Here is a 14159-nt window from a genome sequence, read left to right as displayed (position 1 = left end):
CTGGGCTGCACGGCCCGCGCCGGGGCGGGGTTTTTCACACGTGTCCGCCAGGGAGGCGGGCACCTCAGAACGGAGGCACCGTGGCCACTCACGAGGGAGCCTGGCTCACCCAGGAAGCGTACGACCGGCTCAAGAAGGAGCTCGACTACCTCGCCGGACCCTACCGCCAGGAGATCGTGGACCGCATCGAGCAGGCCCGCTCCGAGGGCGACCTCAAGGAGAACGGCGGCTACCACGCCGCCCGCGAGGAGCAGGGCAAGAACGAGGGCCGCATCCAGCAGCTCACCCAGCTGCTCGACAGCGCCCAGGTGGGCGAGGCTCCCGCGGACGACGGCGTGATCGAGGCCGGCATGGTGGTCACCGCGGAGATCGCCGGGGACGAGATGACGTTCCTCATGGGCAACCGCGAGGTCGCCGAGGACCTCACCGGTGGCGAGGACCTGGAGGTCTTCTCCGAGCGCTCCCCCATGGGTGCCGCGATCAACGGCCACAAGGTGGGCGAGACGGTGAGCTACAAGGCCCCCAACGGCAAGGACATCACCGTGAAGATCCTGAAGGCCAAGCCCTTCAGCCGCTGATTCCGGACCACGCCGGGGCGCGGGCCACGAGCCCGGGCGCCCCGGCGGCGTCGTCCCCGCAGGCCGCTCCGCACGCGCGGGGCGGCCTTCGTCGAGAGGAGGGGCCGTGGTCACCCACTGGCACCGAACGCCCGGGCGCTGGACCGTGCCCCTGCTGGTGCTCACGGCACTGCTGGCGGTGGCCGCGATCGCGGTGCACCTGCTGGGTCAGCGCGACCCCGCACTGAACGCGACCGGCGGCCCCCGCAACATCCTGTGGTTCGCCACGTTCGTCGCGGGCTTCGTCACCTACCTCTCGGCCCGCGGGCGGCGCCGCCGCTGATGCCCACCCGGGCGGGTCAGTGCACCACCACGGGGTGGTAGCCGTCCGACTCCAGCGCGGCGAGCACCTGGTCGCAGTGCGCGTGGCCCTTGGTCTCCATGTCGATGGTGATGGAGACGTCCCCCATGGACAGCGAGCCGCCGATCCGGGTGTGGTTCACGCCCGTGACGTTCGCGTCCATCCCCGCGATGAGCTGGGAGATCTGCGCCAGCTCGCCCGGGCGGTCCGTGAGCATCATCTTGATGGTCATGTAGCGCCCCGCCGCCGAGAGACCCCGCTGGATCACCTTGAGCATGAGCATGGGGTCGATGTTCCCGCCCGAGAGCAGGATCACCGTGGTGCCCAGGTCCGGGTGGGTCTGGCGCAGCTCACCCTCCAGGACGGCGGCCACGCCCACCGCACCGGCGGGCTCCACCACCATCTTGTTGCGCTCCAGCATGAAGATCAGCGCCTGGGCCAGGGCGTCCTCGGACACTGTGACGACGTCGTCCGCGAGCTCCCGGATGATGCTGAAGGGCAGCTGCCCGGGCCGCCCCACGGCGATGCCGTCTGCGATCGTGGAGACCTTGGAGAGGGTCACGATGGCGTCCCCCGCCAGAGACGGCGGGTAGGCGGCGGCGTTCTCCGCCTGCACCCCGATCACGCGGATGTCCCGACCCTGCTCCGCGGCCTTGGCCTTGACCGCCACGGAGACGCCCGCGAGCAGCCCGCCGCCGCCCACGCCGGCGATCACGGTGTCCACGGTGGGCAGCTGCTCGAGGATCTCCAGGCCGATGGTCCCCTGCCCGGCCACGATGTCCCGGTGGTCGAACGGGTGCACGAACACCGCCCCGGTCTGGTCCGCGTAGCGCTGCGCCTCCGTCAGCGCCTCGTCCACGGTGGAGCCGTGGAGCACCACCTCCGCGCCGTGGTCCTGGGTGGCCGCGATCTTGGGCAGGGCCGCGCCTCGCGGCATGTAGATCCGTGCGGTGATGCCGAGCTTCGCGGCCGCGAGCGCCACTCCCTGGGCGTGGTTGCCCGCCGACGCCGCCACCACCCCCCGGCTCTTCTCGGCCTCGGTGAGCTGGGCCATGCGCACGTACGCGCCGCGGGCCTTGAAGGAGCCCGCGCGTTGGAGGTTCTCGCACTTGAGGTACACCTCGGAGCCCAGCATGCGGGACAGCGCCCGGGAGTGCGCCAGGGGCGTCCGCTCGATCACCCCGTCCAGCAGCCGGGCGGCGTCGCGGACGTCGTCCACCGAGACGGACAGTGCAGTGTGGCCCACAGGAACTTCTTTCGTCATCGCCGCTCGGGGCGGCTCCTCGACTCGTGCCGGCCCCGGCGGGATCACGACCGAGGGGTTCTCCGCAGATGGAAGGAACGCGGTGCCCGGGGTGGGGGCACCGCGTTCCATCCTATGACGAGGGGATCACACCTCTCGACCTAGCGGTGGGAGTCCTCCGAACCGATCGCACCGGAGAGGCCGGCGGCCTCGTGACGGAGCTCCTTCTTGTGCTTCTCCTCCCGCTTCTCCTCGCGCTTGCGCTCCTCGTCCTCACGCTCACGCTGGCGCTTGCCGCGGAAGCGCTGCAGCTGCGCCATGACCTGCTCACGGGTGAGGTCGTCCTTCTTGGCGGCCTTCTTGATCTCCCACGGGTAGAGGAACGGCTGCCAGGCGATCTCCGCGTCGTGCTCCCACGAACGGCTCGCCAGGTAGCGGATGATGGTGTTGAGTACCGCCATCAGCGGCACGGCGAACAGCGCGCCGGCAATGCCGAAGAGCACGCTGCCCGAGGCCACGGCCAGGAACACGGCCACGGGGTGCAGGGACACGGCCTTGCCCATGACCAGGGGCTGCAGGACGTTTGACTCCACTTGCTGGACGAGCAGCACCACGCCCAGCATGGCCAGGGCGACCAGCGGGCTCACGGCCACGAGCGCCACCAGCACCGCCACTGCACCGGTGAGCACGGCACCCACGATGGGGATGAACGAGGCCAGGAACACGAGCACGCCGATGGGCAGCGCCAGCGGCACACCCAGCAGGAATGCGCCCAGGCCGATGCCCACGGCGTCCACGAACGCCACGAAGACCTGGATCCGCACGTACTGGGCCAGGGAGATCCAGCCCTTGCGGCCCGCCCCGTTCACAGCGGGACGCGCCCGGCTGGGGAACAGCTTGACCAGGAACAGCCAGATGTTCTCGCCGTCCATGAGGAAGAACAGCAGCACGAACAGCATGATGATGGCGCCGGTGGCAATGTTGCCCGCGGTGGAGCCGAACGTCATGGCGCTGGAGAGGATGGTGCCCGTGTTCTGCTGCAGGGTGTTGCCCAGCTCGGAGATGTACTGCGGGATCTGGTCCATGTTCAGGTGCAGCGGGCTGTCCTCGAGCATGCCCACGAGCTGCTGGAAACCGGCCACCGCGCTGGTGGAGAGCTGCGCGAAGCCCACGATCATCTGCTGGCCGGCCAGGGCGAGCAGCCCCAGGACCACCACGATCAGACCGAGCTCCACGGTGATGGCCGCCAGCGCAGAGGGGAAGTGCTTGGAGCGCAGCCACCGCACGGCAGGGCTCAGCAGACCCGCGAGCAGCGCCGCCAGCAGGACGGGGATCAGGACGGTGGTGACGTGGCTGAGCAGCCAGCCCACCACACCCACGGCCGCGATGACGAGGAGCACGCGCCAGGACCACGCCGCGGCGATCCGCACCGGGGCCGTGACCAGGTCCTGCGCGTCGTCGATGGGACGGGAATTGGTCTGGGGGACGTCTCGGGCGCGATCCGGGGGCGAGCCCGCGCGCGACGTCGAAACACTGGAAGACATGCTTCCTATCATCGCATCAAAGAATGACGCGCACGGACCAGTTCTCGGGCCGCCGGGATGACAAGATGGCGTGCATGTCCACCACACTGCTGCGTGTCCTCTCCCAGCGCCGTCCCGCGAGCCTGCTCACGCAGGAGAGCCCTCGGAAGGAGGACCTGGAGCATGTGCTGCGCACCGCCGCCGGCGCCAGGTACGACGACCGCCCCGTGGGGTGGCGCGTGAGCGTGACCGGACGCGGCGCCGCCCCCGAGCTCGCCGCGGCCATGGCGGGGCTGACCTCCGTGCCCAGCCTGGACGGGCCGTTGCCCCGGCTGAAGGGGAAGAAGATCCGGGTGCTCGCCGCCTACCGTGGAACGCTGCAGTGGGCGTCCCGCGGCGGTGTGGCCCTGGCACTGATCTTCCGCCACCACCCGGAGCTTCCCGAGCCGAAGAAGGAGCAGCGCGGGGACGTCCACGCGGCCCGCGGGGTGCTGGAGGCGGCCTTCTACGCCCAGGGGTGGGCCACCATCTGGTCCCGCCGGGAACCCTCCGACCGCGAGCTCGTCAGCGCGTTCTACGACCTGGACGAGCACGAGGAGATCCTCGGGTGGCTGTTCGTGGGCCGCGCGGCGAGCGAGAGCGTGCCCGCCCGGGCCATCAACCTCCCACCGCGGGACCTGGAGATCCGCTACCTGTGAGGCGGGGTCTGTGGGGTGGGACCCACGCACGACGACGGCCCGGTGCGAGAGCGCACCGGGCCGTCGTCGAGTGCCGCGCCGGGGAGGTCCCCCGGGACGGCCGCGGATCACTCGCTCATGGAGCGGATGATGGAGAGCAGCCGCAGAATCTCCACGTAGGTCCAGATCAGGGTCACGGTCAGGCCGAACGCCGCGGACCAGGCCGCCCGGCGCGGGAGGCCGCGCCGAACGCCGTCGGTGATGTTCTCGAAGTCCAGCACGAAGCTGTAGACGGCCAGCAGGATGGCGATCGCGCCCACCACGAGCCCCAGCGGGATGCCGGCCACCGAGACCTCGGTGCGCATGTCGAAGCCCCCGATGAGGCTGGTGCCGAAGTTGACCAGCGCGAAGATCGCGTACGCCATCAGGGCCACCATGAAGAACTTGGTCACGCGCGGCGAGGAGCGCAGGACTCCCACTTTGTAGAGCACCAGGACGGAGACGAACACCGCGAGGGTGCCGATGACCGCCTGGACCACCACGCCGGGGTAGCTGGCCTCGAACAAGCCGGAGATGCCGCCCAGGAACAGCCCCTCGGCCAGGGCGTACAGGATGATGAGCACGGGGCTCGGCTCGCGCTTGAAGGAGTTCACGAGTCCCAGCACCAGGCCCACGAGCGCACCGGGCACGGCCAGGACGGGCACGAACCACCCGGCGGCGGCGGCCACGACCACGCAGCCCAGGACCAGCGAGGTGCGCACCACGACGTCGTCGTAGCTCATGCGCCCCGTCTGGGCGGGTCCGGCCGCGGGAGCGCTGTACATGCGCTCGAGCTGCTCGGGCGAGTACCGGGAGTCCTGCAGGGAACCCGGGGCGGTGCTGGCGTTCTTCTTACCGAAGTCGTTGAGGAGGGGATTTCCGCCGGCCAATGTGACGTCCTTTCGAGGGCGTAGTCGAGCTGTTCCTCCAGGCTAGCAGTGGCACCCCGCGGCGGCGGGCTGGTTCCTGCAGAGCGAACGGACTCCCGGCCACCTGCCAGTCAGGGGCTCGGTGCGCGTGCCGGGGGTGCGACGCCCGGGATGGTGCCCCCAGTGGGACTCGAACCCACACTGAGCGGATTTTAAGTCCGCTGCCTCTGCCGATTGGGCTATGGGGGCCCACACGCCCACGGTGGGGCCGCGACGTCGCGCGGCCCCACCGTGGGCGTGTCAGGTCAGGAGTGCGTCACAGGCGGGCGCGGGCCGCCGGCACGTTCTCCCCCGCGGCCTTGCGGAACGCGAGACGCGGGTCGTGCAGGTGGCGCAGCGGAGTGGTGTCCCGGCCGAAGAGCATGTTGATGCCCCACTCCGTGAACACGCGCACCTTCCGCTCCACCGTGGGGATCGCGTAGCCGTGGTAGAGCCGGTGCATGGCCCAGGCGGGCAGCCCGCCCAGGTCCACGCCGCGGATGGTGGCCGCACCCTTGTAGAGGCCCAGGCCCGCCACGGAGCCGAGGCCCTCGTGGTAGTAGTCCTCCAGGGGCGCGCCCTGGTGGGCGGCCATGATGTTCTTGGCCATGGTGGCGGCCTGGCGCACCGCGTGCTGGGCGTTGGGGACGCAGAAGCCACCGGGACCGGCACCCGTGAGGTCCGGGACGGCGGCGATGTCACCGGCGGCCCAGGCGCCCTCGAGGGGCCCGTCGTCGCCCGTGACGCGCAGGTCCGCACCCACGCGCACACGACCGCGCTCGTCCACCGGGAGGTCGCTGTTCTTCGCGAAGCCCGCGGCCTGGACACCGGCGCACCAGATGAGGGTGTCGGTGGCCATCTCGCCCGCGGGGGACTTGTCGCCCATGTTGATGAGCTTCACGACGTCGCCGTCGACCTCGGAGATGGAGGTGTTGAGCAGCACCTCGATGCCGCGGGCGCGCATCTCGGCCACGACCTTCTCGGCACGGTCCTTGGAGACCTCGGGCATGATCCGGCCCATGGCCTCCACGAGCACGAAGCGCAGGTCCGAGACGCGCAGGCGGTCGTTGCGCTCCACGGCGGAGCGGGCCATGTCCTCGAGCTCCGCGATGGTCTCGGAGCCGGCGTAGCCGCCGCCCACCACGATGAAGGTCAGCGCCTGGCGCTTGAGCTCCTCGTCGTCCGTGAGGGAGGCGGTCTCGATGCGCTCCAGGACCCAGTTGCGGACCGACACGGCCTCTTCGATGGTCTTCATGCCGATGGCCTTCTCCGCGAGCCCCGGGATGGGGAAGGTGCGGGTGGTGGAACCACCGGTGACCACGATCTCGTCGTACGCGAGCTCGAACTCGGGGCCGTCGTCGATGCCCTTGACGGTGACCTTCCGGTTGGCGTGGTCGATGTGCTCCACCCGGCCGTTCACCAGCTCGCAGTCCCGCAGGTGCTGGCGGTGCGGGATGACGGCGTAGCGGGCCTCGATGTTGCCCGCGGAGACCTCCGGCAGGAACGGGAGGTAGGTCATGTACGGGTTGGGGTCCACCACCGTGACCACGCCGCCGGACTCCTTGATGCGGGTCTGCAGCTTCTGGGCGAGGGTGAAACCGGCGTAGCCGCCACCCACGATGAGAAGGCGCGGACGGTCCTTAGCAAGTTGATTGAATGCCATGTCCGGAAGTTTACCCGCGGCATGGTCCCTTTGGTGACGGAATGTCCGGTGGTGACCGGGCCGGGCGTCACATCAGCGGGCGAGCCTCCGGATGTGCAGCACCGCGGCCACGGTGAGTGCCGCGACCACCACCCCGAAGGATGCCAGGACCACCACGGGCAGCGCGCCGGTCTCGTTCAGCGGCGGCTGGGCCACGGGCGGGGTGGCCTCCTCCGTGACCTGGCGGGTGTCCCCCGCGGCGGTGCCCGAGCTCGGGCTCGCTGAGGGGGAGGCGCTCTGCGGACGGTTCTGGGCGATCCAGTGCCGGATGCTGCCCAGGGGGTTCTCGTCCGTGGTCTTTACCTGCCGGGTGAGCGCCGCTTCCACGTCCAGGATCCCGTAGCCGTAGAGCGGGTCCTTGCCCTTGTCCCCCGCGTCGTGGGCGGTCCGCACGATGCGCTCGGCCACCTGGCCCGCGGTGAGGTCCGGGTACTTCTGCTTGATCAGCGCGGCCGTCCCCGCGACCAGGGGTGCCGTGGCGGAGGTGCCGGACCACTCGGCGTACCCGTTGCCGGGCATGGCACCCACCATGTCCTCGCTGGGCCCGGCCACGGCGATCGAGATGCCCTGCGAGGACGAGTCCCAGCTCGCCGTGCCGCTGCGGTCCACCCCGCCAACCGAGAGCACCCCGGGGATCGTGGCGGGCGCCCCCACCTGGTTCAGCCCGGAGCCACGGTTGCCGGCCGCGGCCACCACGAGCACGTTCTTCTCCTCCGCGTACGCGAAGGCCGAGTCCCAGGACTGCGGCCAGGCCGTGGAGTCCGAGCCCACGGACATGTTGATCACGTCCGCGCCGTGGTCCACCGCCCAGCGCACCGCCGCGGGAATCTGCTCGTCCACGCTCTTCTCACCCGGCTGCTGCGCCCCGAGTCCGAGGGAGACCGGCAGGACCTGGGCGTCCGGTGCGACACCCAGGATGCCCTCCCGGTGGCCCGGGGCGCCGTCGTTCGCGGCACCGTGGCCCCTGCCCGCGGCGAGGGAGGCCACCAGGGTGCCGTGCTCGGGCTCCGGGCCCAGGCCCTCCTGCCCGTCCGCCCGGCCCACGCCGGAGACGTCCGTGCCCTCGCCCAGCGCGCCCTGCAGGTCCTGGTGGGTGCCGTCCACGCCGGTGTCGATCACGGCGATCTTCACACCCTTGCCCGTGGCGGTCCTCCAGGCGTCCCGCACGCCGTAGTCGTCCAGCCAGTACTCGCGCTGCTGGATGTCCGTGGCGGCCACGGAGTCCTTGCCGTCCTGAGTGGGCGGGTCCACGGGGGTCTCCACGGGGACCGACGGCGCGGGAGCGGGAACCACGGGATCCTGCGCGAGCGCCGGCGCCGCGGCAGTCCCCGCGAGCAGCAGCGCCGCGGCCACACCCGCCGCCAGGGTGCGCGCGCGCCTGCGTCCCGTCATGGTCCCTCTGCTTCCCCGCGCGTGCCAGGTCCGACCGACCGCGCGTCCTCGTGGGGGTGATGTCCCGGCCCGCGTCCACGGGCCGGCGGTGGCTAGGACACCAGGGACAGGCCGATGCCGTCCAGGATGTCGTGCTCGCTCGCCGTCACCGTGCTCACACGGCCGTCGGTGGCCGCCGCCACGCGCTCCACCACCCGGCGCCACACCAGCGCCCCGGCGCCGATGACGTCCACGCGACCCTCGTGCATAAACCCCAGCCCGGCGCGCTCCTCACGGGTCATCCCGGTCAGCTCACGGCAGGCCCGCACCACGTCCGCCACGTCCAGCACGGTGCCGTCGATGCGCTCGGGGTCGTAGCCGTCCAGCCCCAGTGCCATGGCGGTGACCGTGGTGACGGTGCCGGCCACGCCCACGAGCCGGGTGACCTCGGCCAGGGGCACGGTGCGGGCCACCACGTCCAGGGCGTCGTCCACGTCGCGCAGCACCCGCTCCTGCTGCTCCGCGGTGGGCGGGTTGGATCCCAGGTGGCGCTCGGTCAGGCGCACGCACCCCACGTCCACGCTCCTGGCCGCGATCACCTGCTCCGGGGTGCCGAGCACGCACTCCGTGGAGCCGCCCCCCAGGTCCACCACGAGCACGCGGTCCGCGGGGTCCAGACCCGTGGCCGCGTTCAGTGCGCCACGGAAGGACAGGGCTGCCTCCTCCTCGCCGCTGACCACCTCGGGGACCACGCCCAGGCGGGAGCGGATGCCCGCCACGAACACGTCACGGTTGCCGGCGTCGCGGGTGGCGGAGGTGGCCACGAAGCGCACGCGGTCCGCCCCGTGGCGCTCGATCAGCGCCGCGTACTCGTCCACCGCGGCGAACGTGCGCTCCAGCGCGGCCTCGGACAGCCAGCCCGTGGCGTCCACCCCCTGGCCCAGGCGCACGATGCGCATCTCGCGCACCACGTCCCGCAGCACGGTTCGTCCGCCGTCGTCCGTCACGGCGTCCGCGATGAGCAGACGGATGGAGTTGGTACCGCAGTCGATGGCAGCTACGCGCATGGCAGGAGGGGTCCTCGGTTCTCAGGATCGGGGTTGCAGGGACGGACGTGGCGGAACGGGCCCGGGTCTCAGTCCTCGGCGCGCCATGCAGGGTCGCACGCGCACGCGTCCGGGGTCCAGGTGTGGGAGATCAGCTCCAGAGTCTCGTCCCCCAGGGGATTCACACCCGGGCCCGCGGCCAGGGCGTGGCCCACGAGCACGTGCAGGCACTTCACACGGGTGGGCATCCCCCCGGCGGAGATCCCTGCGATCTCGGGCACGTCCCCGGTCCCGGCGAGCTCCCCGATCCGACGCCGCTGAGCCAGGTAGTCCTCGTGGGCGGCGGTGTAGCGACCGGCCAGTTCAGGGTCCTGCGCCACGCGCTCCGTCATCCCGTACATGGCACCCTCCGCCTCCAGCCGCGAGACCGCGGCGGTGACCACCGGGTGCGTGAGGTAGAAGACCGTGGGGAAGGGCGTGCCGCCGCTCAGCCGAGGGGCGGTGGCCACCACCAGGGGGTTGCCGCACGTGCACCGCGCGGCGATCTCCACCACGTCCCGCGCCGGGCGCCCCAGCTGGTGGCCCACCACCGTGAGGTCCTGCGGGGTGACGGAGGGATCGTGCGGGGCGGCTGGGCTCACTTGTCGCTGCTTTCTCGGGTGTCCGGTTCCAGGGTGATGTCGTCCTGCGGGTAGGCGGAGTCCACCACGGACTGCCACAGCCCGTCAGCCCACGCGGGCTTGCCGGCCTCCACCTGGTCCGCCGAGGACTGCACGGCCTGCTGGTGCTCGGTGTGCGCACCCAGCACCACGTAGGGGTTCTCCCCCGGCTTGACGTAGGACATCCGCTCGCGGGCCTGCTGCTCCACGTAGGAGTCGTCCCCCCAGAGCTGCTCCTCGCGCTTGAGCTGCTCCTGCTGCTGCTGCTCGCGGTCGATGCTCGCGCGCAGCTCGGAGATCTGGGTGCGCTGGTCCACGAAGATCTTGGCGGTGGGCGCGGCCAGGAACACGATGAGCGTGGCCACCACCACCAGTGCCACGAGCCGCCCGTTGAAGGAGTGCGCCGGGGTGGGCGCCGCCAGCGTGGAGGATCCACCGCGGGAGCCGGGGGCGGTGCCGGGCCCGGGGTTCGCGGCCCGGGTGGTGGTCTCCTCGGGGCTCTGCCGCGCGGGGCGCGCGGGGCGCCGCGGGATCCGGGGGCGGGGACCGGCCATGCGTACCTCCCGGGTGGGCTGGGTGGGGCGGATCGTGCTCGCACAGTCTACCCGTAGCACGACGCCGCCCGGCCCCGGAACGGGAGCGGACGGCGTCGTGCGCTGCGGCGCGGCACCCCGGAGGGCACCGGCGGCGCGCCCTACTTGGCGGTGAAGCGCGGGAAGGCGGAGGCGCCGGCGTAGGTCGCGGCGTCCCCGAGCTCCTCCTCGATGCGCAGCAACTGGTTGTACTTGGCCACGCGCTCCGAGCGGGCGGGAGCACCGGTCTTGATCTGACCCGCGTTCACGGCCACCGCGATGTCCGCGATGGTGGTGTCCTCGGTCTCACCGGAACGGTGGGAGATCATGCAGCGGTAGCCGTTGCGCTGGGCGAGCTCCACGGCGTCGAAGGTCTCCGTGAGGGAGCCGATCTGGTTGACCTTGACCAGCAGCGCGTTGGCCACCTTCTCCTGGATGCCGCGGGACAGCCGCTCGGGGTTGGTGACGAAGAGGTCGTCGCCCACGAGCTGGACGCGGTCGCCGATGTGCTCGGTGAGCGTGGCCCAGCCCTGCCAGTCGTTCTCGTCCAGGGGGTCCTCGATGGAGACCAGCGGGTAGTTCGCCACGAGCTGCTGGTAGTACTCGGACATCTCCTGCGCGGAGCGGTGCTGGCCCTCGAAGGAGTAGGAGCCGTTCTCGAAGAACTCGGAGGAGGCCACGTCCAGTGCCAGGGCGATGTCCCGGCCCGGGGTGTAGCCAGCCTTCTCGATGGCGTCGATGATGAGGTCCAGGGCGGCGGCGTTGGACTCGAGGTTCGGGGCGAACCCGCCCTCGTCGCCCAGGCCCGTGGCCAGACCGCGGTCCTTCAGCACGGACTTGAGGCTGTGGTAGACCTCCACGCCCCAGCGCAGGGCCTCGGAGAACGTGGGGGCGCCGATGGGCGCGATCATGAACTCCTGGATGTCCACGTTCGAGTCCGCGTGGGAGCCGCCGTTGAGGATGTTCATCATGGGCACCGGCAGCACGTGGGCGTTGGGGCCTCCCAGGTACTTGTACAGGGGCAGGTCCGCGGAGCTGGCGGCGGCGCGGGCGATGGCCATGGACGCGCCCAGGATGGCGTTCGCGCCCAGCTTGCCCTTGTTCTCGGTGCCGTCCAGCTCGAGCATGGCCTGGTCCACGGCACGCTGGTCCGAGGCGTCCAGACCCACCACGGCCTGCTCGATCTCCTCGTCCACGGCGTGGACGGCGTCCAGCACACCCTTGCCCAGGTAGACCTTCTTGTCCCCGTCGCGACGCTCCACGGCCTCGTGCTCGCCGGTCGAGGCACCCGAGGGCACCGCGGCGCGGCCGAAGCTGCCATCCTCCAGCAGGGCCTCGACCTCCACCGTGGGGTTGCCCCGGGAGTCCAGGATCTGGCGGGCTTGCAGCGCAATGATCATTGCCATGAAAATCTCCTTGTCGGTCGTCGACCTGCGGGACGTTGCATCCCTGGTCCTCAGTTTACCGAGCACCCCCGCGTGGCCGCGAGCGCGCCCGCGGCGCGGGTCAGTCGGGCACGGGGCCGTCGTGGCGGCGCACGAACTCCCGCACGGCGGTGCGCAGGGCGCGCTCCGCGTCCAGACCGCGGGCGGAGGCGGTCTCCAGCCGTGCCAGCAGCTCCTCCCCCAGCTCGCGCTCCTCCGCCTCCCGCCGCTGCGCCGTGGGCTGGGAGGTGGCCGGCTCCACACCGGCAACCCCGTGGCGGCGTGCCTTGGACAGTGCCTTCTCGCCGTACGCGAGCGCGGGCAGCGCGGGCGGGATGCCGTCGAAGATCCTCGTGCGGTGCGGCTTCTCCACCCGCTTGACCGCGTCCCAGCGAGCGGCCAGCTCGGCCTCGGTGGCCGTCTCCTCCCCGGGCGACGCCGCGGCGTCGCCCGCCGCTTCCACCTCGCCGGCCGGGGCCTCCCCGGCGCATGCGCCCGAGCGGTCCGGGAAGACGTGCGGGTGGCGGCGCACCAGCTTGTCGGTGACCGAGGCGATCACGTCCGAGACGTCGAAGCGCTGCTCGCCCTCGTGCTCCTCGCCGATCCGGGCGTGGAAGACCACCTGCAGGAGCACGTCCCCGAGCTCCTCCACGAGGTCGTCACGGCGCTGTCGCGGGGGGGCTCGGCGCCTCGACGGCCTCCACGACCTCGTACGCCTCCTCTACGAGGTAGCGCAGCAGGGACTCGTGGGTCTGCTCGCCGTCCCACGGGCACCCGCCCGGGGAGCGCAGCCGGTCCATCACCGCGAGCAGCCGCTCGAACTGCCGCCCCGCGTCCGTGCCGGGGTGCCCGCTGCCGGCGGCGCCCGCCGGGTGGCTCCGCTGCCCGCCGCTCACGCGTCCTCCCCCGTGACGAGCCGTTCGAGCCACTGCTGGTAGGCGATCGGCACGAAGGCCGCGCGGGCCGCGTTGCGCTGCACGCGCACCACGTCCGCGGCGCTCCACCCGGCTTCCTGGCGCAGGAGCCGCAGCTCGTGGCTCACGGACGTCCCGCTCATCAGTCGGTTGTCGGGGGACACGGTCACCGTGAAGCCGGCGCGCAGCATCCGGGTCACGGGGTGGGCGGCCACCGTGGTGCCCCACGCCGCGCTCGCCCCGGTCTGCAGGTTCGAGCACGGGCACAGCTCCAGGGCGATCCGGCGGTCCCGGACCCAGCGGCTCAGCGGGGTGCTCGCCTCCGGGTCCTCGTCCAGCAGCCGGGCACCGTGGCCCAGCCGCAGGGCGCGCCCGCTGTCGAGGGCGTCCGCAATGGATTCCGTCCCGGCGGCCTCCCCGGCGTGCAGGGTCACGGGCACCCGGTGGGCCGCGAGCAGCGCGAGCGCCGGGGCGTGGTCGGAGGCGGGGAACCCGTCCTCGGGCCCCGCCAGGTCGAACGCGACCACCGCGCCGGGCTCCGGCTCCCCGGGAACGGTGCCGGGCGGCGTCGTGGTGGGGGCGGGGTCCGGCCCACCCCGCGCATCCCCGGACGACGCCGCGGCGGCAGGGCGCGCGTGGCGCACCACGAGCTCCGCGATCTCCTCGGAGCGGTCCAGGTGGCGCATGGCGCACAGGATCTGCACCACGGAGATGTGACCACCGGCCGCCTTGACACCGGCAACGCCCTCGGCGAGCCCGCGGCGCACGGCCTCGACGGCGTCGTCCAGGTCCAGCTGCGGACCGACGTGCTGCTCGGGTGCCCAGCGGACCTCGGCGTGGACGATCCCCTCCGCGGCGCAGTCCTCGACGTACTCGCGAGCTACCCGGTGCAGCGCGTCCGCGGTGCGGGTGACCGCCACGGTGTGCTCGAAGGTCTCGAGGTAGCGCGGCAGGCTGCCCGAGTCCGCGCTGTCACGGAACCAGCGGCCCAGCGCCTCGGGATCCGTGGTGGGCAGCTCGTGGCCGATCCGCCCGGCGAGCTCCACCACGGTGGCCGGTCGCAGGCCTCCGTCCAGGTGGTCGTGGAGGCAGATGAGTCCGTGTGGCCCGAGGGCCCCGTCCGCGGTGCGGACGGGGCCCTCGGCGCGCGTTCGTGCGGCCAC

The 14159-nt window shown here is 72.0% G+C and carries 15 protein-coding genes and 1 tRNA gene; 3 read left to right on the top strand and 13 right to left on the bottom strand.

Annotated elements, in window-relative coordinates:
• Positions 1-80: 80 nt before the first annotated feature.
• Entirely contained in the window at positions 81-578 is a 498-nt protein-coding gene (greA, locus tag Q4A22_RS07470; protein ID WP_303178207.1) for a transcription elongation factor GreA, read from the top strand.
• A 106-nt stretch (positions 579-684) separates the two neighbouring features.
• Positions 685-900, top strand: coding sequence for a hypothetical protein (locus Q4A22_RS07465; RefSeq protein WP_303178205.1), 216 nt, complete (start codon positions 685-687; stop codon positions 898-900).
• 16 nt (positions 901-916) lie between these two features.
• Here the strand turns inward: Q4A22_RS07465 and ilvA are convergent, their stop codons facing one another.
• Complete coding sequence (gene ilvA, locus Q4A22_RS07460) at positions 917-2182, bottom strand: threonine ammonia-lyase (protein ID WP_303178204.1); 1266 nt, start codon at positions 2180-2182, stop codon at positions 917-919.
• Positions 2183-2322: 140 nt separating this feature from the next.
• Positions 2323-3705, bottom strand: coding sequence for an AI-2E family transporter (locus Q4A22_RS07455; protein WP_303178203.1), 1383 nt, complete (start codon positions 3703-3705; stop codon positions 2323-2325).
• Between the two features lie 23 nt (positions 3706-3728).
• Between Q4A22_RS07455 and Q4A22_RS07450 the strand changes: the two genes are divergently transcribed.
• Positions 3729-4382 carry a hypothetical protein gene (locus Q4A22_RS07450; protein WP_303178201.1) on the top strand — a complete coding sequence of 218 codons (654 nt, stop codon included), beginning with the start codon at positions 3729-3731 and terminating at the stop codon, positions 4380-4382.
• Positions 4383-4489: 107 nt separating this feature from the next.
• On the opposite strand, the gene Q4A22_RS07445 is transcribed toward Q4A22_RS07450, so the two are convergent.
• The 11 genes from Q4A22_RS07445 to Q4A22_RS07400 form a co-directional block, all read right to left on the bottom strand.
• Positions 4490-5290: a Bax inhibitor-1/YccA family protein gene (locus tag Q4A22_RS07445; protein WP_303178199.1), complete on the bottom strand. Its 801-nt coding sequence runs from the start codon at positions 5288-5290 to the stop codon at positions 4490-4492.
• Between the two features lie 151 nt (positions 5291-5441).
• Positions 5442-5518: transfer RNA gene (locus Q4A22_RS07440), tRNA-Leu, on the bottom strand.
• 67 nt (positions 5519-5585) lie between these two features.
• Positions 5586-6971, bottom strand: a complete 1386-nt coding sequence (locus tag Q4A22_RS07435; protein WP_303178198.1) for an NAD(P)/FAD-dependent oxidoreductase — start codon at positions 6969-6971, stop codon at positions 5586-5588.
• Positions 6972-7043: 72 nt separating this feature from the next.
• Entirely contained in the window at positions 7044-8402 is a 1359-nt protein-coding gene (locus Q4A22_RS07430) for a S8 family serine peptidase (protein WP_303178196.1), read from the bottom strand.
• 92 nt (positions 8403-8494) lie between these two features.
• On the bottom strand, positions 8495-9448 hold the full coding sequence (locus tag Q4A22_RS07425) for a Ppx/GppA phosphatase family protein (RefSeq protein ID WP_303178194.1): 954 nt from the start codon (positions 9446-9448) through the stop codon (positions 8495-8497).
• A gap of 68 nt (positions 9449-9516) precedes the next feature.
• A complete protein-coding gene (locus Q4A22_RS07420) occupies positions 9517-10068 on the bottom strand; it encodes a DUF501 domain-containing protein (RefSeq protein ID WP_303178193.1) in 552 nt (183 codons plus the stop codon).
• Positions 10065-10640, bottom strand: a complete 576-nt coding sequence (locus Q4A22_RS07415; RefSeq protein ID WP_303178191.1) for a septum formation initiator family protein — start codon at positions 10638-10640, stop codon at positions 10065-10067. The genes Q4A22_RS07420 and Q4A22_RS07415 overlap by 4 nt, the downstream gene beginning before the upstream one ends.
• Positions 10641-10780: 140 nt before the next feature.
• Complete coding sequence (eno, locus tag Q4A22_RS07410; RefSeq protein WP_303178189.1) at positions 10781-12064, bottom strand: phosphopyruvate hydratase; 1284 nt, start codon at positions 12062-12064, stop codon at positions 10781-10783.
• Positions 12065-12164: 100 nt separating this feature from the next.
• Positions 12165-12734 (bottom strand): MazG nucleotide pyrophosphohydrolase domain-containing protein, encoded by a 570-nt coding sequence (locus tag Q4A22_RS07405; RefSeq protein WP_368410621.1) that lies wholly within the window; start codon positions 12732-12734, stop codon positions 12165-12167.
• Positions 12735-12741: 7 nt separating this feature from the next.
• On the bottom strand, positions 12742-12978 hold the full coding sequence (locus Q4A22_RS11840) for a MazG nucleotide pyrophosphohydrolase domain-containing protein (protein WP_368410620.1): 237 nt from the start codon (positions 12976-12978) through the stop codon (positions 12742-12744).
• Positions 12975-14159: an adenosine deaminase gene (locus tag Q4A22_RS07400; RefSeq protein WP_303178188.1), complete on the bottom strand. Its 1185-nt coding sequence runs from the start codon at positions 14157-14159 to the stop codon at positions 12975-12977. The genes Q4A22_RS11840 and Q4A22_RS07400 overlap by 4 nt, the downstream gene beginning before the upstream one ends.

This window comes from Kocuria sp. (assembly GCF_030530945.1).
Taxonomy (GTDB): domain Bacteria; phylum Actinomycetota; class Actinomycetes; order Actinomycetales; family Micrococcaceae; genus Kocuria.
This window is presented reverse-complemented; position numbering and strand designations above follow the sequence as displayed.

Excerpts from the sequence above, each read along its gene's own strand:
- ilvA (WP_303178204.1), bottom strand. The coding sequence starts at position 2,182 with ATGACGAAAGAAGTTCCTGTGGGCCACACTGCACTGTCCGTCTCGGTG.
- Q4A22_RS07455 (WP_303178203.1), bottom strand. The coding sequence starts at position 3,705 with ATGTCTTCCAGTGTTTCGACGTCGCGCGCGGGCTCGCCCCCGGATCGC.
- Q4A22_RS07450 (WP_303178201.1), top strand. The coding sequence starts at position 3,729 with ATGACGCGCACGGACCAGTTCTCGGGCCGCCGGGATGACAAGATGGCG.
- Q4A22_RS07435 (WP_303178198.1), bottom strand. The coding sequence starts at position 6,971 with ATGGCATTCAATCAACTTGCTAAGGACCGTCCGCGCCTTCTCATCGTG.
- Q4A22_RS07430 (WP_303178196.1), bottom strand. The coding sequence starts at position 8,402 with ATGACGGGACGCAGGCGCGCGCGCACCCTGGCGGCGGGTGTGGCCGCG.
- Q4A22_RS07425 (WP_303178194.1), bottom strand. The coding sequence starts at position 9,448 with ATGCGCGTAGCTGCCATCGACTGCGGTACCAACTCCATCCGTCTGCTC.
- Q4A22_RS07415 (WP_303178191.1), bottom strand. The coding sequence starts at position 10,640 with ATGGCCGGTCCCCGCCCCCGGATCCCGCGGCGCCCCGCGCGCCCCGCG.
- eno (WP_303178189.1), bottom strand. The coding sequence starts at position 12,064 with ATGGCAATGATCATTGCGCTGCAAGCCCGCCAGATCCTGGACTCCCGG.